This window comes from Bdellovibrio sp. HCB2-146, from assembly GCF_047345725.1.
GTDB lineage: Bacteria > Bdellovibrionota > Bdellovibrionia > Bdellovibrionales > Bdellovibrionaceae > Bdellovibrio.
In genome coordinates, this window is sequence record NZ_JBLEQP010000002.1 from 17,171 (window position 1) to 37,929 (window position 20,759).

At 44.3% G+C, this 20,759-nt stretch carries 19 protein-coding genes; 12 read left to right on the forward strand and 7 right to left on the reverse strand.

All coding sequences use genetic code 11. The features are described 5' to 3' along the window. The first annotated feature begins 46 nt into the window (after positions 1-46). Together ACLWOR_RS11035 and ACLWOR_RS11040 are read left to right on the forward strand one after the other, a co-directional pair. On the forward strand, positions 47-475 hold the full coding sequence (locus ACLWOR_RS11035) for a hypothetical protein (protein WP_413940787.1): 429 nt from the start codon (positions 47-49) through the stop codon (positions 473-475). A gap of 73 nt (positions 476-548) precedes the next feature. After that, complete coding sequence (locus ACLWOR_RS11040; RefSeq protein WP_413940788.1) at positions 549-3,668, forward strand: efflux RND transporter permease subunit; 3,120 nt, start codon at positions 549-551, stop codon at positions 3,666-3,668. Between the two features lie 8 nt (positions 3,669-3,676). Here the strand turns inward: ACLWOR_RS11040 and ACLWOR_RS11045 are convergent, their stop codons facing one another. After that, positions 3,677-4,234: a TetR/AcrR family transcriptional regulator gene (locus ACLWOR_RS11045; protein WP_413940789.1), complete on the reverse strand. Its 558-nt coding sequence runs from the start codon at positions 4,232-4,234 to the stop codon at positions 3,677-3,679. A gap of 109 nt (positions 4,235-4,343) precedes the next feature. On the opposite strand from ACLWOR_RS11045, the gene ACLWOR_RS11050 reads away from it, so the two are divergent. Both ACLWOR_RS11050 and ACLWOR_RS11055 read left to right on the forward strand, forming a co-directional pair. Beyond that, on the forward strand, positions 4,344-5,627 hold the full coding sequence (locus tag ACLWOR_RS11050; RefSeq protein ID WP_413940790.1) for an acetyl-CoA C-acetyltransferase: 1,284 nt from the start codon (positions 4,344-4,346) through the stop codon (positions 5,625-5,627). A 26-nt stretch (positions 5,628-5,653) separates the two neighbouring features. Next, complete coding sequence (locus ACLWOR_RS11055; RefSeq protein ID WP_413940791.1) at positions 5,654-6,457, forward strand: alpha/beta fold hydrolase; 804 nt, start codon at positions 5,654-5,656, stop codon at positions 6,455-6,457. An 8-nt stretch (positions 6,458-6,465) separates the two neighbouring features. Here ACLWOR_RS11055 and ACLWOR_RS11060 read toward each other — a convergent pair whose 3' ends face one another. After that, the gene (locus ACLWOR_RS11060; RefSeq protein WP_413940792.1) at positions 6,466-7,380 is read right to left on the reverse strand and encodes a MipA/OmpV family protein; all 915 of its coding nucleotides are present in this window, start codon (positions 7,378-7,380) and stop codon (positions 6,466-6,468) included. A gap of 128 nt (positions 7,381-7,508) precedes the next feature. Between ACLWOR_RS11060 and ACLWOR_RS11065 the strand changes: the two genes are divergently transcribed. From ACLWOR_RS11065 to ppk2, 4 genes are all read left to right on the forward strand, one after another. Then, positions 7,509-8,744 carry a PQQ-dependent sugar dehydrogenase gene (locus ACLWOR_RS11065; protein ID WP_413940793.1) on the forward strand — a complete coding sequence of 412 codons (1,236 nt, stop codon included), beginning with the start codon at positions 7,509-7,511 and terminating at the stop codon, positions 8,742-8,744. 46 nt (positions 8,745-8,790) lie between these two features. Then, a complete protein-coding gene (locus tag ACLWOR_RS11070) occupies positions 8,791-9,531 on the forward strand; it encodes a TfoX/Sxy family DNA transformation protein (RefSeq protein WP_413940794.1) in 741 nt (246 codons plus the stop codon). Between the two features lie 122 nt (positions 9,532-9,653). After that, complete coding sequence (locus ACLWOR_RS11075) at positions 9,654-10,247, forward strand: hypothetical protein (protein WP_413940795.1); 594 nt, start codon at positions 9,654-9,656, stop codon at positions 10,245-10,247. Beyond that, positions 10,219-11,031 carry a polyphosphate kinase 2 gene (gene ppk2 / locus ACLWOR_RS11080; protein ID WP_413940796.1) on the forward strand — a complete coding sequence of 271 codons (813 nt, stop codon included), beginning with the start codon at positions 10,219-10,221 and terminating at the stop codon, positions 11,029-11,031. The genes ACLWOR_RS11075 and ppk2 overlap by 29 nt, the downstream gene beginning before the upstream one ends. On the opposite strand, the gene ACLWOR_RS11085 is transcribed toward ppk2, so the two are convergent. After that, positions 11,028-11,999 carry a radical SAM protein gene (locus ACLWOR_RS11085; protein ID WP_413940797.1) on the reverse strand — a complete coding sequence of 324 codons (972 nt, stop codon included), beginning with the start codon at positions 11,997-11,999 and terminating at the stop codon, positions 11,028-11,030. The two genes, ppk2 and ACLWOR_RS11085, sit on opposite strands and share 4 nt — an antisense overlap. 265 nt (positions 12,000-12,264) lie before the next feature. Between ACLWOR_RS11085 and ACLWOR_RS11090 the strand changes: the two genes are divergently transcribed. Then, positions 12,265-13,014: a hypothetical protein gene (locus ACLWOR_RS11090; protein WP_413940798.1), complete on the forward strand. Its 750-nt coding sequence runs from the start codon at positions 12,265-12,267 to the stop codon at positions 13,012-13,014. Positions 13,015-13,084: 70 nt separating this feature from the next. Then, complete coding sequence (locus ACLWOR_RS11095) at positions 13,085-13,615, forward strand: hypothetical protein (protein ID WP_413940799.1); 531 nt, start codon at positions 13,085-13,087, stop codon at positions 13,613-13,615. 19 nt (positions 13,616-13,634) lie between these two features. Here ACLWOR_RS11095 and ACLWOR_RS11100 read toward each other — a convergent pair whose 3' ends face one another. From ACLWOR_RS11100 to ACLWOR_RS11115, 4 genes are all read right to left on the reverse strand, one after another. Continuing rightward, positions 13,635-14,513 (reverse strand): LysR family transcriptional regulator, encoded by an 879-nt coding sequence (locus ACLWOR_RS11100; protein WP_413940800.1) that lies wholly within the window; start codon positions 14,511-14,513, stop codon positions 13,635-13,637. A gap of 77 nt (positions 14,514-14,590) precedes the next feature. Next, the gene (locus ACLWOR_RS11105; protein ID WP_413940801.1) at positions 14,591-15,229 is read right to left on the reverse strand and encodes a Fic family protein; all 639 of its coding nucleotides are present in this window, start codon (positions 15,227-15,229) and stop codon (positions 14,591-14,593) included. 68 nt (positions 15,230-15,297) lie between these two features. Continuing rightward, positions 15,298-15,888 carry a hypothetical protein gene (locus tag ACLWOR_RS11110; protein WP_413940802.1) on the reverse strand — a complete coding sequence of 197 codons (591 nt, stop codon included), beginning with the start codon at positions 15,886-15,888 and terminating at the stop codon, positions 15,298-15,300. Positions 15,889-16,009: 121 nt separating this feature from the next. After that, a complete protein-coding gene (locus ACLWOR_RS11115) occupies positions 16,010-16,366 on the reverse strand; it encodes a hypothetical protein (protein ID WP_413940803.1) in 357 nt (118 codons plus the stop codon). 104 nt (positions 16,367-16,470) lie between these two features. On the opposite strand from ACLWOR_RS11115, the gene ACLWOR_RS11120 reads away from it, so the two are divergent. Both ACLWOR_RS11120 and ACLWOR_RS11125 read left to right on the forward strand, forming a co-directional pair. Continuing rightward, positions 16,471-17,355 carry a LysR family transcriptional regulator gene (locus ACLWOR_RS11120; RefSeq protein ID WP_413940804.1) on the forward strand — a complete coding sequence of 295 codons (885 nt, stop codon included), beginning with the start codon at positions 16,471-16,473 and terminating at the stop codon, positions 17,353-17,355. A 281-nt stretch (positions 17,356-17,636) separates the two neighbouring features. Further along, positions 17,637-20,759, forward strand: a complete 3,123-nt coding sequence (locus ACLWOR_RS11125) for a DUF1592 domain-containing protein (protein WP_413940805.1) — start codon at positions 17,637-17,639, stop codon at positions 20,757-20,759.

A 20,759-nucleotide genomic window follows, 5' to 3' on the forward strand; every position in this document is an offset into this window, starting at 1 on the left:
TATGCTGGACTCAATATAAAGACTCGCGTTGCCGATAAAAAGTGCAATGCAGTCACTCTATCGAACTTTCTTCATAGTACTGAGTTTCTTGGTCTTTGCCGCGTGCGAAGACAAGCAAGAGCAGCAGCAAGTTGCTGCAGGAACGACTCAATGGGTGACAATGCTTTCTGCAGAGAGTGCATCACCTATGACGTTGCCGGAAGCGACTCAGTATTGTGCCCAACTCGCAGACCCTTGTGAATTCAAATTAGATAAAACGGCATGTGATCCTGCGACGCCAGAGTCGGGATGGCGAGTTCCCAATCAAGCAGATCTTTCGTTGTATTTAGGAGTTACTCAAACCAGTAACAACCTCTGGACACGTTCCGCAAACCCAGCAGTCCAAAATACTTATATGTTTTTGAAAATTTCGGATGGCAGCTGGGGATATGACTATGCATACAGTCCCTATATTTACGTTCGTTGTGTGAAATAGGCGACACATCCTAAGGACTTCGAATTTAACTTTTCTTGTCGAGCGTAGGCGTTGCTGTTAGTTTCGCGAGCCTATGTCACCAGCATTACTTTCCGTTCGTCATCCTATTTTTATTTTTTCAATCGTGATTCTTATGCTCACTCTTGGTGCAATGGCGCTGAAGAGTTTGCCTATTGATCTTTATCCCGACGTGAGTTTGCCGACCGTTGTTGTGCAAACCACTTACCCAGGAGCGGGACCGCAAGAGATTGAAACCGAAGTTTCAAAAGTCTTGGAAGATCAGGTCGCGACAATTTCGGGAGTGCAAAAAGTTTCTTCGCAAAACATGGAGAGCGTAAGTGTTTTAACGATTGAGTTTTCAATGAAAACGAATTTGAACTTTGCCGAGCAAGAAGTGCGCGCCAAAGTTTCAAATGCGATGCGCGATTTGCCAGATGATGTCGATGAGCCCGTGATTCGTAAAGTGAGTCCGTCCGATGCGCCGATTATGTATATTGCGTTGCAGGCGGATATGCCCGACGGAAAACTCTACGATCTTGCGAAAGAAGTGATTTCTCCGCAATTCGAACAGGTTTATCAAGTGGGTCAGGTCGAAATCCTAGGCGGTCGCAAACGGGAAATTCACGTGAGTTTGGATCGAGATAAATTAAATGGAACAGATATTTCTTCAAGCTCGGTTGCGGAGGCTCTTCGTAGTGGTGGGCGAAATGTTCCGGCTGGTAAAATCGAAGATGGGGCGACTCAGTATTCTTTTAGAACTTTAGCGCAGTATCAAAGCAAAGAAGAAATCGGATCTACGGTGTTGCGGTTGGCTGACGTGTATCATCCCATCACAATCAGCAGTGTCGGTAAGATCGTCGACACCTTAGAGGATGAAACGACTCGCAGCCGCTTCAATGGAAAGAAGGCAATTAACTTTAGTATCTTCCGTCAATCGGGTGCGAACTCTGTGAAAGTTGCTGACGATGTACGCGCCAAGGTTGATAAAATCAATGCGGAATTTAAAGCTCAGGGTATCCATGCCTCAATGAAAGTCGTTCAAGATACAAGTAATAAAATCCGTGCGAACGTTTTTGACGTTTACGAGTCGATTTTCTTTGGGGTTCTATTAACGGTTATCGTGGTCTACTTCTTTCTGGGAAGCATGAAATCAACTCTTATTACGGGATTTGCGTTACCGAACTCTTTATTGGGAGCTTGTATTGTGATGGGAATCTTTGGGTTCTCGATTAACATTATGAGCTTACTCGCGATGAGTTTGGTTGTAGGTTTGTTGGTCGACGATGCCATCGTTGTACGGGAAAATATTTTTCGCAAACTCGAAGCAGGTATGTCTGCGAAAAAAGCAGCAGTAGTGGGTACGAACGAAGTGACTTTGGCGGTTATTGCAACGACCTTGACGATCTTGGCGGTTTTTGGTCCGATCGGAAATTTGCAAGGCATCGTAGGTCAGTTCTTCAAGCAATTTGGTCTCACAATTTGTTTTGCAATGATCGTGAGTCTGTTTGATGGTCTTTTTGTAGCGCCGGCATTGTCGGCGTATGTGGCAGGTGAGCACTCGCATAAAGAGCCCACTTCGAAATTCGGTCGCTGGAATAAAATCGCTCTTAAAAAGTTTGATCTATTCCAAACCTGGCTTGAACAAATTTATGTGAAGACATTGAAGTGGTCGCTTGAACATCCGCTTAAAACTATTGCGGGTGCGATCGGGATTTTTGTCTTTTCGTTGTTTATTGCGACTCGTGTGCCGTTCACATTCTTACCAGCACAAGACAATGGAGAGTTTTTCGTTCTTTTTGAATTGCCCCCAGGAGCCAGTTTGGATGGAACCGATGAAGTGGCGCGAGAAATTGAAAGTCGTACGAAAAAATTTACGGAAATTGAAGATATCGTAACTTTTGTCGGCTCATCTAATTCAGAAGCTCATAAGGGAAGTTTGTTTGTTCGCCTCGTACCTTCAAAAAAGAGAAATAAAAACACCACGGAAACAAAAGATTCCCTTCGTGAGGCGTACAAGGGTCTTGAAAAATACAATATCATTGTTACCGATAATCCAGGACAGCAGAATAGCCGCCAGTTTAACTTAAATATCGTGGGTCAGAATATGGATGACCTCGTGAAGTATTCGCAAAAGGTTTTGGAAAAACTAAAGACAAATCCAAGTTTGCAACAGGTGGATAGCAGCTATCGCGAGGGAAAACCTGAGTTTCAGATTAAGCTGAAATCTGAAGTGGCAAAAGCGTCGGGCGTAACGGTGACGGGAGTGGGCAATGAGCTTCGCACTTTGATTGAAGGCCAGACGCCTGCAATTTATCGCGAGAACGGTGTGAACTACGACGTGCGCATTCGTTTGCAGCCAGATCAGCGAGACCTCCGTGAGCAGTATCCTTATTTGAAAGTTCCAAACTTAAATCAGCGTTTGGTTCCTTTAGCAAATGTGGCGGAGCTCAAGGAGGCTCAAGGTCCTTCGGTGATTTTACGTGAAAATCGCAATCGCTATATTCAGTTGTCCGCTGATATCACTCCCGGTGGAAAAGGTTTGGGGGGTGTTATGAGTGAAATCAACAAACTGGGCGCGACAGAATTAAAACCACCACCTGGCGTCACGTTTAGTTTCGTTGGTGAGGCGGAGCGTTTTGCTGAATTGATGACAAATATCTTAGTTTCTTTAGGGCTCGGCGTGATGTTTATCTTTTTGGTGTTAGCGAGCCTTTATGGTTCGTTTATCACTCCGTTTACGATTATGTCGGTGATTCCGCTGGCAGCTTGTGGAGCTTTCTTGTCGTTATTTGTTGCGCGTTCTAGCTTTGACCTTTTCTCTATGATCGGGTGTGTGATGTTGATGGGGCTGGCGACGAAAAACTCGATTCTTTTGATTGACTCCGCGATGGAGCGACAAAAGGAAGGTGTGAGTCGTAAAGAAGCTTTGATTAAAGCGGGTGAGACTCGTCTTCGTCCGATTATTATGACAAGTTTAGCGCTTATTGCCGGAATGGTTCCAGTTGCCATCGGTTTGAATGAAGCTTCTAAGTCGCGTACAAGTTTAGGTATTGTTGTGATTGGTGGTACAATCAGTTCGACATTGCTGACGTTGTATGTGATTCCAGCTGTGCATTTGTACGTCGATCGTTTCCAGGATTGGTTTATGGTGAAATACCGCCAGATCTTTGGTCACGATGATACTGTCGTGTAATCTTTTAGTTAGGCCGAGATGCTCGCGAGCAAGTTCTTAGAACTTGCTTTAAAGCTTTGGGCCTCGCCTCTCATGCGTGCGATTTGAACGCCGCCTTGTATGCTGGCAAGAATCAGATCTGCGGTCTCTTCAATAGCCAGATTCTTTTTTAGGGACTTTTCTTGTACACCTTGAGTGAGGGTTTCAATCAGCCAATTTCTTTGAATGGTGTGAAACTCCAAAAGTCTTTTTTTCATTTTAGCTGAGAGACTGTTAAAATCTGCACTTAAACCACCTGCGGGGCAGATTTTATTGTTGTCGAGTGACATCTTATAAAAAATCTTAAACATCTGTTCGAGCTTTTTATGTGCGGAAAGTTTAGCGACACTGGCCGTCCATTCTTCGTAGGCCTTACGGTATTCTTCTAAAAGGGCGATCCCAAGGTCTTCTTTTGAGGCAAAATAGTAATGCAGACTCGCTTTTCGGATCCCAAGGGAATCGGCAATAGTTTGGAAACTAAAGCCATTAAAACCCAGGGTTTGGAGATAATGGCGAGCGAGGTCAAGGGCGCGAGTTCTTGTGTCCATTCAATTTATCCTTAAGGCGGGTCCTTGCAATTCGTTGAGAACTCCCTTATTATCTACCTATCGGTAGGTAGATAGCAACATCTTTTAGGACTCTTTTAAAGGAAACTGTATGAAAAGCAAAACTATGAGACCCGTCGCGATTTTAGGTGGATCTAGAACTCCATTCACGAAATCTTTTACAAACTATTCTCGCACGTCAAATCGTGAATTGATGCAAGCCACTCTTAAAGACTTAGTCGCAAAAACCAATCTTATTGGCGAGCAGGTCGGAGACGTATCTACTGGTGCGGTGATGAAAAATGCTTCTGACTGGAATATGACTCGCGAGAGCGTTCTCAGCTCGGGATTAGATCCACATACTCCAGGTTACGATGTACAAAGAGCGTGCGGAACCGGCTTGGAGACGGCGGCTCATATCGCCTTGAAAATCGCGGCCGGACAAATTGAGAGCGGTATCGCCGGCGGTACAGATACAAACAGTGATATCGTGGGGACTTTACCTCATGAGTTGTCATGGCTTTTAACTGAAGCCAATATGGCCAAAACGCCTTTGGAAAAAATCAAAAAATTTACGGAGATCAAACCGGAATATTTAAAACCGCGTTTTCCGAATGTGCAGGAACCCCGTACAGGTTTGTCAATGGGACAGCATACGGAATTGATGGTCAAAGAGTGGAAGATCACGCGTGAAGCTCAAGATGAATTGGCTTTTGCCAGTCATCAAAACGCTGAAAAAGCTTACAAAGAAGGTTTTTACAATGACTTGGTATTTGAATTTAAAGGTCTGAAAAAAGATACCTTTGTTCGCGGCGATACAAGTCTTGAAAAATTGGCGAAACTCAAACCTGCTTTTGATTTCTCGGGAACGGGAACATTGACTGCGGGGAACAGCACGCCACTTAGTGATGGTGCTTCCGCAATTCTTTTAGGTACTGAAGAGTTTGCACAAAAAAAAGGTCTCCCAGTCATGGCCTATCTTGTGGATGTAGCTTATGCGGCCGTCGACTATGTCGGTGGCGAGGGTTTATTAATGGCGCCGACTCGTGCTGTGGCTGAAATGCTTCGTCGTAATAATTTAAAACTACAAGATTTCGATTTCTATGAAATCCATGAGGCTTTTGCGGGACAAGTGTTGTGCACGCTTAAAGCTTGGGAGTCGGATGAGTACTGCCGCAAACATTTAGGTGAAAGCAAAGCTTTAGGTTCAATTGATCGCAGTAAAATGAATGTGAAGGGCGGAAGTTTGGCTTTAGGACATCCATTTGCGGCGACGGGTGGTCGTATCCTCGCAAGTTTGTCTAAAATTTTGATGCAAAAAGGATCAGGTCGCGGACTTGTTTCTATCTGTACTGCAGGTGGTATGGGTGTGGTGGCGATTGTAGAAAGACCGTAGTGATGGAAATGAGTTTGACTAAAAAGATGATGGTATCATCGCTGCGATATCTGTCGCCGGTGATACCTCGAGTGGCAGCGAAGTGGGCGGAGGATTTATTTCTGACGCCTGTTCGAGTGCCTCGCCCTGAGAGCGAAAAAGCCTATTTTGATTCAGCTAAAAAATATTTTTTAAAGAACGGTATTGCGGCCTACGAGTGGGGGCCGGCATCGGGACAGCTTGTTGTTTTAGTGCATGGCTGGAGTGGTCGGGGCACACAAATGGGTGCATTTGCAGAGCCTCTGGTGCAGCGTGGATTTCGTGTGATTGCCCTCGATGGCCCTGCGCATGGGAGTTCCCTTGGCGAGCAGACCAATGTTGGAGCTTACGCACAATTTTTAATTGATGCTCAAAGAGAGCTAGGTCCGTTCAAAGCAGTTATTGCTCATTCATTTGGAGCGGGTTGCTCCGTGGTGTCTGTGTCTCGGGGACTCAAGGCAGAAAAATTGGTTTTGGTTGCAGGACCTTCGCGTTATGCAGTCGTTGTTGGTCATTTTACTAAGATGATTGGTCTGAGCGCTGCGGCGACAAAAATTTTTAATAAAAATTTAGCAAAAAAAGTCGGAATGAAAGCTGAAGATCTCAATATCGGCAATATTGGCAATAGCATTCATGTGCAGGCAATGATTGTGCATGATCGCGAGGACAAAGAAGTGACTTTTGCTTCAGCGGAAGACATGAAACAATCCTGGCCTCATGTGCGATTGCTGGCTACACAAGGATTGGGTCATCGTCGTATTCTTAAAGATAAAAACGTGACTGAACAGGTCGCCCAATTTATCAGCGAATAGTTTGAGAACTAATTGCCTTCGCGAAGCTGGCGATTTTTTCGTAGTGAGTTGATGACGCCGGAAGTTTGATTTTCTGGAACTTCTGGTTTGGACGAGCCGCCGAGGATGTAGTTAAGTCCGATGAGTCCTGTGAGGTTGTGATCGGATTTATGTAAGGGGCTCGCGCGATTGGCAGAGAGATCATAGGAACTCAGCATGGCTCCTAGATTGACAGAGAAGCGACCTGACTTAAAATTCTGGAAATAACTGATGTTGTAACTGAGAAACCCATCGCGTGCGTCGAAGGCGGGGCGTTCGGTGGTGGCATCCTTATCGGAAACTTCAAAATAAAGATTCTGAAACTCTTCGCTTCCGCCTTTCATTGAAAAAGTCAGCCGTCCTGTGCTTGCGCCAGGTTCTTGAAATGGACCGTATGCGGCGAAGGGATAATCAAAATGATAGGTCACGCGACCCTCAAAGATCGCTCCAGAAGTGCGGGTCATATCGAAGTCCGTCGTCAATGCTTGATAAGCACCGAGACCAAATTCGAAATGTTCAATTGTGCGAGAGACGATTTCTGGTCCCAGAGCAATCAACCACGGGAGATCTTCCATGCCTTCGCGGGCCGCATTATTCGAAGAGTCGAGCGCTGGATAGCCGGCCCCTGCAAGCTCGATACTAAAAGCAGTTCCTTTATAAAGATAAATATGAGCGCCGTCTTTATCGTCAGCACGAACGATCTTTCCACGATACTGAAACGTCGGAGCTGGAACCGCCAGAAATGAAAACTGATTCGAAGCTGGATATTGTTCGTAATAGACCGCGCCTAAACCGATACCATAATCCCAATAAGCGGGGCTTTCGGTTTCTTCTTCAGATTCCTGAGCGAATGACAGTGTTGAAGAGAGCAGAATGCAGGCAACAAGATAAATATAGAATCGCATGTCATTCTCCTCCTCTGAAATTCTACGAAGGACATATGACTGTGTCAAAGCATTGGCCACAAGACGGGTGTTAGAAGTTATTTTGACCCTACGAAAACTTTCTTCGTAAATGTGGATGGAGGTTAAAGATGAAAAAAAATTTTCTGATATTAATGTTTTCTTTGATCGGAATGATTGGGTTAGGGATTAAAGTCTATGCCGAAAGAAATCCCGTTCTGCCACCACCCTATGAAACTCCTTCTGTTCCAAATCCATCGACAGTGATTGGTTGGCCTGAGGGAAAAATGCCTGTTGCACCCGAAGGATTTATGGTTTCGGTTTTTGCCGAGCTTGCTAGTCCACGTTCACTTTACCTGTTGGAGTCTGGTGATGTGGTTGTTTCGCAAGCAAAGCGAACTCCGGATGATGGGGGAGCTGAATCTCCAAATCAAATTACATACTTTAAGATGACAGGATCCCAAATGGAGAGCTCTTTCGTCCTTCTGAAAGATTTGAATTTTCCATTTGGTATGACTGTTTGGGAAAATGAATTTTATGTCGGAGAGCCTGAACGTGTTTTAGCTTTTCCGTTTGATGGTGAGAAGATAACAGGACCAAGTCGACTTGTGGCTACGCTGCCATTTCCTGAGCCAAAGCGCCATTGGACCCGCCATCTTTTAATGGCAAATGATGGTAGCAAGCTTTATGTCTCTGTCGGCTCAGTCTCAAATGTTGGGGAAGCGCCGGATCCATTAGATCCTCGCACCGCTGCGATTTTGCAGATGAATCGTGATGGCAGTGGAGAGAAAATATTTGCCGGTGGTTTAAGAAATGCCGTCAGCATGGCGTGGGAACCGAAAACGGCAAGGCTGTGGGCGGCTGTGAATGAGCGTGATGAGTTGGGAGATTTCGTCCCGCCAGATTACATCACGCATGTGCAAGAAGATGGTTTTTATGGTTGGCCTTATGCTTACTGGGGGAAAAACGAAGATCCCCGTCGTAAAGGAGAGCGTCCTGATCTTGTCGAGAAATCTATTCAACCTGATTTTTCCGTGGGGGCCCACACGGCAGCCTTGGGTATAACGTTCACAACGGGAACTAAAGTTCCAGCACCGTATAACGAAGGAGCTTTGGTGGCACTGCACGGATCATGGAATAGCTCTTCTCTCGTAGGTTATAAAGTTCTTTTTGTGCCATTTAAAGATGGAGAGGCCATTGATGGCGAAAAAGATTTTCTGACAGGGTTTATTGCGGACCTCAGTAAGAGCACTGTCTATGGCCGACCTGTGAGTACCTTGGTTCTAACAGATGGATCCATTTTAGTGGCCGATGATGCTGGAAATCGGATTTGGAAAGTAACACCTCCGCCAGAGAAGAAACGTTAGTGCGAGTCGCCTTGTTTTCGCGCAAAAAGTTGCATAGAGTGAATCCATGGCGAAAGAACCACAAGAACTTAAATGGATTGAAGATCTATTACCAGAAGACGACTACCGCCGAAAATCGATGTTCGGCGGTTTTGCTTATTATCTGGGTGAAAAAATGATTCTCGTGCTTTTTGAAAAGGGTGATAAGAACTGGAATGGTTGTATGTTTCCTGTTGAAAAAGAATTCCAGGATCAAGCCCGTGCGCGATTTCCTGAATTAAAGCCTCATCTGATTTTGCCGAAGTGGTTGTATTTACCAATCGCCACAGAGGGGTTTGATGATATTGTTTCCGAGGTCATCCCTCGGGTGATTCGCAGAAATAGCTTTTGGGGAAGTATTCCAAAACCTAAAAGTAAAAAGAAAGATGTAAAAAAATCTGTTAAAGAGGATAAAACCTATGAGAAAATTGATACTCGTAGGCCAAGGTTATTTTCAGATGAACCGGCAGAAGAAAAATTGAAAACTGCCAAGAAGATTTCAGATCTTAAGAATCTGGGTTCGGTCACAGAAAAGCAATTTGCGAAAGTCGGAATCACCACGGCGGCTCAATTTATCAAGCTTGGCTGGAAGAAAACTATGGTGAAATTAGTTGCCGCGAATCCCAAGCATCGTCACTCCATTTATGCTTACGCTCTCATTGGCGCTCTTCAGAATGTCGAGTTCAACCGAATTTCTGATTCTGAAAAGCAAGAAGCGCGAGAGTTTGTGAGATCTCTCCCTGTACCAAAGAAGAAAAAGAAGAAATGATGATGGTATCTTCCCATGTGTGTTGTCGTGCGAGTTACTGACAAACCTGTTATTGCGCACTGATGCTTTCCTAGGTCTTGCGTGTCCCATGAAAACTTCATCCAATGAAGGAGGGGGTTTTCATGGAGCCTATCAAGCAACCTGTCGAAAAAATCACACCTTTGACTCCTGGTTTTCCTGCACTGTATATTCCAGCATTTTCGCAGTTTTTAGATCTCGCCAACCGTGATCTGAAGGTTTTAACCTTGGAAAGTGGCCAGAAGGAAGTTCTGGAGGAACTTCGCGCGCGGGGTTTTCACCCAGTCGGTATTGAATCAGATCCCGAAACTTGCAAAGAGCTTAAAGAGAGTGGTTTCGAGGTTGTCTGTGCCACTACTAACAAATTAGCAATGATCAAATTGCCAGATAAGATTGGGTCGGTTTGGGCTGGTGGGGCTTTTAGAAATACGGACCTTCAGAATTTCGAACTGCAGCTCAATATCATTCATTTAATTTTGCCAGACAAAGCACCTTTTTATTTTTCGATTCCTTATGATCGTCCCCCTGATGCCGTTCCATCGAGTTTAAATGATTTGGAAAAGCTCCTGAGTGCCCGGGGCTTTGGTGTCTTAAATGAATGGGATGAAACCGATTTGGAAGGCAATAAGTGGTTATGTATTTTGTGTACAACGCGAAGTGAAGGTGGAAGTGATGACCAAAAAGAGAATCAACACTGAAGAAACTCCAAAGACGGAACAGATCAGTAAAAAAGTTTATCTCAAAGAATTAAAAAAGCTTCACGGCGAGTTGGTTCACTTGCAGCGCTGGGTTGTTCATAAAGGCCTTAGAGTTTGTATTATTTTTGAAGGTCGTGACGGAGCGGGGAAAGGTGGAGCAATAAAAGCCATCACAGATAGAGTCAGCCCTCGCGTCTTTCGAGTCGTGGCATTGCCCACCCCTTCTGATCGTGAGAAAAGTCAGATGTATATGCAGCGATATATTCGTCATATGCCTGCCGCAGGCGAAATTGTGATCTTTGATCGTAGCTGGTACAATCGCGCCGGCGTCGAAAGAGTGATGGGATTTTGCTCTGACAAAGAGGTAGAGCGTTTCTTAAAAGATGTGCCGTTTCTAGAACGTGCTATTACGGACGCGGGTATTATTTTATTAAAGTATTGGATGGAAGTAAGTCCTGACGAGCAGGAAAAGCGCCTTCGTGATCGGGTTGATGATGAAAGAAAAACGTGGAAACTTTCTCCGATAGATGTGAAATCTTTTGCGCTCTGGGATCAATATACCAAAGCTCGAGATGAAATGTTTGAGATGACTGATACAGCTTGGGGTCCTTGGTTTGTGGTGAATTCAGATCACAAAGAAAAAGCTCGATTGAACCTGATCCGACATATTTTAGAGCAGATACCATATAAAAAGCTTCCCCCAGAAGAAGTCAAATTTCCAAAACGGAAGATTTCTGCCTCTAAAAGCAAACATAAGTTTAAATATATTCCTGAGAAATTTTAATTCGACTTGCCGCAAGTGCTGAGGCATTCATAGTGTAAAGGAAAACTCGATGTGAATTCCCAAGATTGAGGTAAGTTTTTTTGGAACCACGGATGGTTTAAAATTTCTGAAGCTGTATGGTGATGGAGGGAGTTGAAACTCTCATCCATAGATTCAAAATGCTTTTGGTGAAACCGTCTTTTTGCGGCTTCGCTTGAGTACTTCCAGCCTGCGATCCAACAGCAAGGCCACAGTCGTCCGTCAAAATCCAAGAAGACAGAAGAGGTCTGGCAAACTTTGCAATCAATTTGAATCTGCTTTCGGTTCTCAGGCGTCACCTCATATTGGGCCTGTGCAGATGGAGGATAAGATTCCGAGAAGAGTCTTGATTCACCTTCTGGGAAGTAATTGGGCACGGTTATAAAACGAGCAAAACCGAGTCTTTGAGAAAGTTTTTGAGCTTCCACGATTTGATGCTTGTTGTGGTCGAAAACGACGAATTTCCAAATGGCGCGCCCGCCGCCTCTAATAAAGGTCTCTGCGTTCTCGAGAACTTTTTCCCATTCAACGCCTTTGCGATAAATTTTGTTGGTGTCGTGAAGTCCATCAATAGCAAATTTAACAAAGCGTCCCTGGCCGCGAAGTCGTAAACTAAGCTCTTGCCATAGCTGTTTGCTTCCAAGGCTGCCATTGGTGTGAATATTAATTCCCATTTCGGGCCGCAGTGAAATAATCGCATCGATGATCGTTAGGAGGTGAGGACTTGCTAGTGCGTCACCAAAGTTTCCGCAGAATAAAACCTCTTGTAGATTTTGAAACGCGGGGTCCTTGAGGCCGTTCATAAGCAAATCCTGATCTAAGTGAACGTTTTTTGGGTAGTGAGGTTGAGGATGACCAAGAGAGTCTTGGCGAAAGCAGAAATGGCATTGGGCATTGCATGTCGAGACCAAATCGACTTGTAGAATTTCTGGGCCATTTTTGTAAATCATTTATCTAGACCTTGGTAATGTGTATCTCCACGCTAGAAAACGAGAATGATCTTGTCAAGAATACGGAAAAAGTGCCGGACCGATTTCGTGGAAATGACATTCCTGTCTCGAGGTGAGGCGCAGTGTCTTTGGTGTCTCAACTAATCTCCTGAAAAGCCGATAAATTCCTCGATTATCATGTCGAGGATGAATAATGAACTGGCGTATGACGGTAATATCTCTTCCGGCTGTTTTTGGAATGATTTTGATATTCCAAAATTGTACTATGTCGGCGTCCTTTCCTTCCTTCCAAGCCAGCGCCATTCAAGTTGACGAACAAAAGATCTCCCTTTCTCCTATTGAGGCGAACCCCGGCACGCGTGATCTGATTCTTTGTGTGGATCAATGGGACGGTCTTACGAATGTGAATGGTACCGGAAGCTATTTGGAAGTAGTTAAAAAGGTTTATGAGCCACAACTTAAAGTAAAAATTAAATTTCTTCCGTGGGCGAGGGCGCAAGCCGAGTTTCGCAATAAAAAATGTGATGGTCTGATTGCTGAAAATGATATCGATGAGGCCTTCGTGAAACCGCATATTATCTTGGATGCTCTCGAGCTTGAAGCCTATTATTTAAAGGGTAAGTTGAAGTTTAAAGGTCAAGAAAGTCTAAAAAAAGAACGTGTTGGCTGGTTGCGTGGATATGGCTTTAACAAGCTGGTTCCTTATTCTATCTCGTTTTCGGAGGTCAACGACGTGAAGGCTGGATTTAAAATGTTAGAAGGAGAAAGGTTCAATATCTTTCTGGACTACTCCTATACCTTCAAAGATGAGTGCCAGACCTCCGGTGTCGATTGTAGCAAGATCACCAGTAAGCCAAGTGGTGTGATTGAAAGAGTGTGGGTGGTTTTTCATAATTCGCCGCGTGGAAAAGGTCTGGCTCGTACCTGGGATGATAAAATGTCTGATCTTATCAAGGCCGGAGTTCCCCAAAAAATTTTCGAGAAGTACGGTCAGAAGTACCCGGGACCCTATTAAGCTATCCGAAATAGTTCGTAGACATCATTTGTTTTCCTGATCTATCCTAGTCAAAATAGGAGTTGGATCAGTGAAAAACGTTTTAGTACTTGCGATTCTTTTGTTGTCATCGACGGTCTATGCCGGTCGTCCTCTTGAAAAAACTGATATCATTGTTACAGCGAATGTCTTTATCTATGAATCAAAAGTTGACACGTCTCCAGGTGGACCTTCCGAAACAAAGGTGACTATTTATGATTTTAAAGGTGGATACCTGGTTTCTAAGGGGTGGTACGTCGGTGCGATCTATACGATGCGAAGCACACAAAATGGTTCCGGAGATGAATCAGGCACAGCACTAGGTGCTTCCGGTGGTTACTACTTTCAGAATGGATTTTACGTGGCTGCACACTATATCTTTGATGCCAAGTTAGGTGACTTCAAAGAAGGCTCTGGTTTTCAAGCGGATTTAGGTTACATCACATCGGTTTCGGGTTCACTCTATGTTGGCGTCGAGTTAACTCATCGAAACATTTCCTACAAATCCAGCGATACGATTGTGTTTGATAAACACACTGTCACCGAAATGATGCCGATGTTGACGGTTGGGGTTCGCTTTTAATATTTTTCAGCACATTTAATCAATATGTCTTAAAGGCCTTCATGAGAAATTCAAGGAAGGCCTTTTTTCTTTTATCGATCAGGATTTGTTCATGGCAGACCAAGTAAAGTGTCTGCGCCTTTTTATCTTTTTCAACAATTTCGACCAGTCCCTTTTCGACAGCAGGTTGGGCGCTCGAGAATGGAATAACGGCCATCCCTTGGCGTGCACGAACCAAATCCACGATGGCTCTGTGAGAATTAATGCTTGAGGTGTAGCGAACTTTTTTAAGCTCGGCTTTGCTAAAGTGTTTTTGTAGAAAGCTTTTTAAATATGTGTCGTTTTCGCGGTAGGAGATAAAATTATAAGACTGTTGTTTCTTCCAATGGGTGGCCGTTTTTTTATCGGCAATCATCACTGGTAGATCTGTTGTTAATGGGAACGCCTTCATTGATTTGCGATCGCTCAGCATATAAACGAAACCAAAATCCAATAATCCCTTAGCCACTTGCTCAAGGATATTCACTGACGACATTAGCGAGAGGTGTACGTTCGATTCAGGATGAATCTCAAGAAATTGCGATATTTTGGGAAAGAGTAAAAGTTCTCCGGCTTCGTACATACTTCCGATTTTGATGTCAACTTTGAGGAGCGCAGACGTTTCTTTGCGGTCGGTAATCAGAACTCGTTTGATTTCTTCAACCAGTGGACCGAGTTTTCTTTTTAGCTCTAAACCTTCCGGTGAAAGAGTGACGCTTTTTTTGGTCCGAAGAAAAAGAACGTAGCCTAAGTTGTCTTCAAGAGTTTTGATTTGGCGAGAGATAACCGGTTGGGCCGTGTTTAAGATTTTCGCCGTTTCGCTGAAATTCAGATTTTCAGAGAGGACGACAAAGGTTTCGAGAAAATTCCAATTCAACACAAGACGCTCCCGCGGTTTGAATTAGTTATATCAAAAATAGATAAAAACAAAAGACATAGGCTAAATGAGTATAAATACTACAGGTGGGGATTGAGATCTAAAATCAGGCGGTAGCTAGTGCGTACACTCCGTAGAGTCTTTAAAACAGCGTTGGCGGCTGTTGCCGAGGGGCGATGCTGGTTAAAGGAGGCGATAAGGCCTTCAGACGCTTCATTAAATCCAAGGGGAAGATAGCCTGATAACAGTAACAACCAATCTGCCAGGATCACCGAGGTTCGGCCGTTAGCATCCTCGAAAGGATGAAGACTCACCAGCCAAAAACGAGTCAGCGCAGCCCCCAAGAGCGAGTGCTTGTGCTTGGATTGCGGAAGGATCTCGTCGCAAAAATATTGAAAGGCCGCGGGTAATTTTTCGGCATCTATGGCTTTATGTGGACCTAGGAAGACATCTCCGGTTCGTAGAGGAGCTGTGGGAAGAGAGCGTAAAAGAGCATTCAGGTGAAAGATGTCTTGGGCAGAGGGAGGAGTGTCTTGCGCGATTTTTTCGGAGGCGTAAGTGTTTGCGGCAATCCAGCTTTCTGATTTTCCGCTACGAAGTGACCCTGAGAAGGCGAGGCGAGCAGGGCTTAATCGTTCAAGTCCTGTTTGCCATTGTTGAGGCGTCAGGGACTCGGTTTGAGTTTTCAGGTCCTCGATGTCTTGAATCAGAGACTGCATGTTTGCGGTCTCTGATTCGGTGAAAACGGTTTTAAGGAATGAAAACTCAGATGAATTCAAGTCGCACCTTAATCTGTGATTTCAATTTCTTTCAGGCCAAGGTTGCGTCCACCCGTGATCCAATTTTTTTGAACTTCCACTTCGACGCCAAGATCCTGTGGAATATAGAGGTTCATTTTGACCAGATCATCTGTGCGGAAAAAAACTTCAGTCGTTGTGGCGTCACAATAAGTTAGAGTTGAGTTGCAACCATAGAGTTGATAGGTACGGCCGTTTTCCTTATCTTTGTGAATAAGATCCAACAGACCAAAACCATCATCACCCATTAATGGAACTGAGGTCTTGTATTTGCGGTCTCCCCACGTGTTTGTATAGTCGTCGCTTTCAAAGTAAAGGTAACCCGTCATTTCTCCGTGGATTTGATTTTGTTCCGAAGGTGTGAGGCGTTTTTGTTCGATTTCAAGGTAAATGCGACCTGCGACGTAGGTGCCGTCGTGATTTTTATATCGTGCTGGAACATCTAATTGAAGGCGGAATTTTTGTTCGAAGGATTTTTCGGCCTTATATGTGGATTGTGCGAGAGCGTAGTGCGGGAAGCTTACAGTGCTGGCCATACCTGCAGTGACAGTCAGAATGCTTGCCATGAATTCTTTTTTCATTTGAGTCTCCGTGAATAAAGTTATCGAACCCGCACTCTATGTATCGTATTTATGCCTTATTTATAAATATTATTAATCGTAAGGTTATATACGTTTTTGATATGTATTTTTAGGCAGGGGCTCAGTGTTCGGAGCAGTTCATCCCAATTCTCGTGTCTCTTAGGTAAAGGATCTGGGCTTCCTTCTGATCGTAGGGGGAACCCAGCTGAATGGCGACATCAAGAGATCCGGAATAATATCCAAAGTAGGTCACATCATCGTAGTAGATCGCGGCTGCTTCGAGGACTTGTTCGACGCCGGTTGAATCTTTTTTTGTAAAACTGATAAGGTAATCAATGTCGGTAATCTCTGTAACGGTAAGGCCCTGGAGCAGTTCGGTGGGTTTGATGGGCGTGCACGTATAGAGGACTTTGGATTCTGCTTGAACAGATGGAGTTGTAAAGATCGCTGCAACGAATAATAATGCAATTTCTTTCATTAAAATGTTCCTTTCAGTTAGGTTTAGAATTCATCCCATAAAAAAGTCATTTTGCTAATGAATATTAATTCATATTATGTATTCGTTTTGTTATATAAGCTTCCATGCCGAAAATACCTGTTTATCTTATCGAAGCTTTTATAACTTTCTGTCAAACGCAGCATATGCAAACGGCAGCAAGCCTGCTTGGTATTTCGCAACCCGCGCTTTCAAAGCAACTAGCGGCTTTAGAGAAAATGCTCCCTCAGCCGATTTTTACGTTTCGTGGGCGAAAGAAGGTGCTCACAGCCTTTGGAGAAGAATTGCAAGTTCAGTTGCAAGCAAGGCTCAGTGGACTGCAAGAAGTCATCGAGCAAGCAGCCCTGAATCACGCCGATCCTTCTAAATCTTTTGTGCGTATTGCTTCTCGTCGCGAGATTTTGGATCGCTTTGCCGATAAACTGAATTTTCCAGGTATGGTTCAACTGATTGAGTCGTCAAATACTCCGACGATTACAGGAATTATCAATCGAACGATTGATTTCGGTATTGTCCATCAAGTTCCAAACACCAGCGAGTTGATTGCAAAACCTCTGTTCCGCGATCATTTTATGCTCGTCATTCCCAAAAAAATGATGAAAACACCCCCAGCGAAAAGCAAAGATCTCTGGAACGAGCTCAGTCATTTGCCATGCATCTGCTACAAAAAGCCGGACGAAATTTTAAGTCAGATTTGTGAAGCCAGCGGTGTGGATTTTGGAAAATTTCAAATCACTCGCGTAACAGCAAATTATTTAAGTGTTGCAAAACTGGTGAACGCGGGAATAGGGTGGGCCGCCGTGCCGACACATATTTCAACTGTCAGCGCGAACAATCATATTATTCCTGTATCGTTAAAAGCTTTCCCGCCACGCCAATTTTACGGAGTCTTTAGGCCCGAGTTAAAAAATGCTCCATGGTTGCGGTTGCTACTTGAAGAACTGAATATTTGTTTTGCTGATCAGAAGTAGGCCGGAACTAGCTTTATTAAAGCCTTTTTTAAGCAGAAAATAGGGATAAGGCTAGATCGGCATCCAGTTTCGAAAACAGCTCTTTAGCCTCAGCATCGAGTTCGAATTATGGCATAAAATGAGAATCGAGCGTTGCATATTTGCGGCACCTTCTTTCTGTTGCATCTAGATTGTAAAGTAGTTCATCACTTGTAAAATTCAGTGTTTTCATACGAGATTTTCCGGTGGGTCTACTTTACTAATCCGAGTAATCTTCCGATAATTTAGCTGGGGGAATGCCGATGCCACAACTAAATACCCGCTTTTTAAAAACGACTCAAGCGATCCTGGCTTTAACACTCGCAACATTTCCATTCCAAAACTGCGGCCCACAATTTCAACTTGATCCGAGCGCCGCGGATATGAATTCCGCAAGTTCGGATCCTTCTGATCTCCTGGCTCCTGCTGTCGCCATTCTTGCTCCACTTGAAGGCGCCTATGTTAAATCGGCATTGATGGTTACTGGGGCCTGCGAAGCTGGCTTACCGGTTCAACTTAGCATCAATAGCGGAACTCCACAAAGTCTGGTCTGCAACGGGGGAACGTTCAGTTCCAACATGAATTTGAGTCAAGCTGACGGTCCTATCGAATTCAAAGTTGAACAGATAGATGCTGCCGGAAACAAAGGATCAAAACAGGTCACAGTTATCAAAGACACAATGGCTCCTGCCTTGCAGTTTTTGGCTCCTGCCGCGAATGCACAACTCACTTCTCAAGCAATCACTGTTTCAGGAAGTTGTGAAAGCGGGTTCAATGTTACGATTTCGGGTAATGCATTAACTGCACCTGCTCAAGTGGCTTGTGTGAATTCAAGCTTCCAAGCTTCCGTGGGGGGAGTGAGTACTAATGGTACTTATACTTTAACCTTGCAACAAACAGACGCTGCTGGGAATCAAGGAAGTGCGAGTCGTAACATTACACTCGCTTTACCTGCGGGAACACCGGTCATTAAATTTTCAACTCCGGCTGCAAACACTCTTACTAAAACTGGCATTACGATCACGGGTACTTGTGTGACTGATTTACCTATTCAAATTTCAGGAATGGGAATCAGCCAAACGTCGCAAACGACGTGTACTGCGGGCGCCTTTTCGAAAGCAATTAGTTTTTCGAATGGAGATGGCACTAAAAATATTATTGTGTCGCAGACCAATGCTCAAAATCAAACGGGTCAGGATTCAAGATCTTTTATCTTGGATACAACAGCTCCAGCAGTGAGCATTCTTAATCCAGCTGCGGGTACCCAAAGCGATACCGGCCTGACTATAGGTGGAAGTTGTGAAACGGGACTGAATGTTACGATTTCAGGAACGGGGATTGCGGCCTCGGGAAGCGTTTCCTGTGTCGCGGCGACATTTCAGGCAAACATTAACTTTTCATCCGGCGCTGGAGTGAAAACGATCACTGCCTCGCAAACTGATGCTATCGGAAATGTCGGAACCAGCTCTAGAAATTTTGAGCGAATTGAGCCCATTTTAGATGGAAAAGTTTTATACGCAAACAACTGTTCTTCGTGCCATGGTGCTCTTGCAACCAGCACGAAAATCAACCGCACAGCTCAACAAATTTCCAGTGCGATAACCTCACAACCTCAAATGAATGCGATTCGATTATCTACAGAGCAGATCGCAGCCATTGCGCAAGCTTTGTTCGTCGAGCCACCGACGACTGCAGTTAACTATGCTTTGGATGGCCTGAAGGTATCTTGCAACGTGGCTGGTGAAAATCAGGCCTATCACACTGTGAAACTCCTCAGCGATTTTGAATTGAAAAATACGTTGAAAGATATTTTTACGGTGAATTTGTTTAATGTGATATTTGAAGTAAGTACTGATCCAACAACGCAACTTCAAACTTCCACTTTAGATGCGATCCCTCCAAGACGGATCCAGGACTCGTTAACAGCACCGTTTTTATTTAGCAAAGGCGCAACAACTGTTACGGCTGAGTTCTTAAAGACATACGATACGACTATTTGGAATGCCGTTCAAAAAATAAAAACTTTGAGTTCAGCACAACGAAGTCAGCTCTTTGGCAGTTACGTCGCTTGTTACAGTGATACGGCTTTGACGGATGCCTGTCTGGATCAATTTATTAGTTCATTTGGTCTAAGCGTCTATCGTAGAAAAATTTCGACGACAGAAGTATCACAATTTAAAGCGACCGTGGCTAATGAAAGCTCTGCCAACAACAAACTCTATTACATCATCTACGGAATGTTGATGGCACCAGACTTTATTTATCACTATGAAGTCAATGGTACGAACTCGGGCAATATGCTGGTGTTGGATCAATATGCCATTGGTTCACGAGTCTCTTATTTGATCACGGGCTCTACTCCAGATAAAAAAATGTTGCAACTTGCGGCCGATGGCAAGTTAAGTACAGCAACTGATATCAATTCAGCCGTGGACTACCTCGTCGCGACATACCCAGCCAAAGTGAAAGAGAATATTTGGCAGTTCGCTTCTGAATGGTTGCGACTCACAAATTCAAATTTTCCAAATTCACCAAGAGCGAGTGCTATTTCAAATAGCTTTATCAATTTAGCTGGTGGTGAGGGCAGCACTTTCAGAAAGGCCGCCCTGCAAGAGATGAAGGATATGTTTGGATATTACACTGTCGACAAACCAGGGTCATTTACTGATCTACTGACCTCAGACAAGTCATTTGCTTCCAATACAAAACTGGCCCAGGTCTATGGCACTTCGGTGTGGTCACCAGGTCAGACACCACCGACAATCCCAAGCACTGAAAGCAGATTGGGTTTCTTAACCAAGGCGGCAATGACAATTCACGGTGGTGACAGAAATAATCCATTCGCGACGGGCGGAACAATGTTCAAACATGTTCTTTGCCGACAGTTCGCTTCGCCAGGCGGAATTTTTACACCTGCAGCTGTTGACCCTGCGATCGTGCGCACGACTCGCGAGCATTATGAGGCCCTCGTTCCACGGGGAAGTTCGTGTATAGGTTGCCATGGACAACTTGAACCCTTCGGAATGCCGTTTGAACAATACGACATCTTTTCACGCAATCGAAAAAATGTTGAAAAAATCTATGACGATAGCGGCAAGTTCTTGGCTGATAAGGCAACCGACACAACTCATTCTATTGTCTTGGGAAGTCAGACTGTCAGTGTCGACAACGCAGTCACACTGGTAAATAGAATTAATGAAAGCAAAGAAGCACACGTTTGTTTTGCGACGCAAATCTATCGCAATCATTTCGGCAGAGTAAGTACTGGTGATGATGCCTGTATGCTGAGTCGAATAGCAGAGAAGGCGTCTGCGAATAGCAGTATTTTAGATATTCTGAAGGCATTGGCCATTGATGCCGGTTTTAGACAAAGACGTATGAATTAA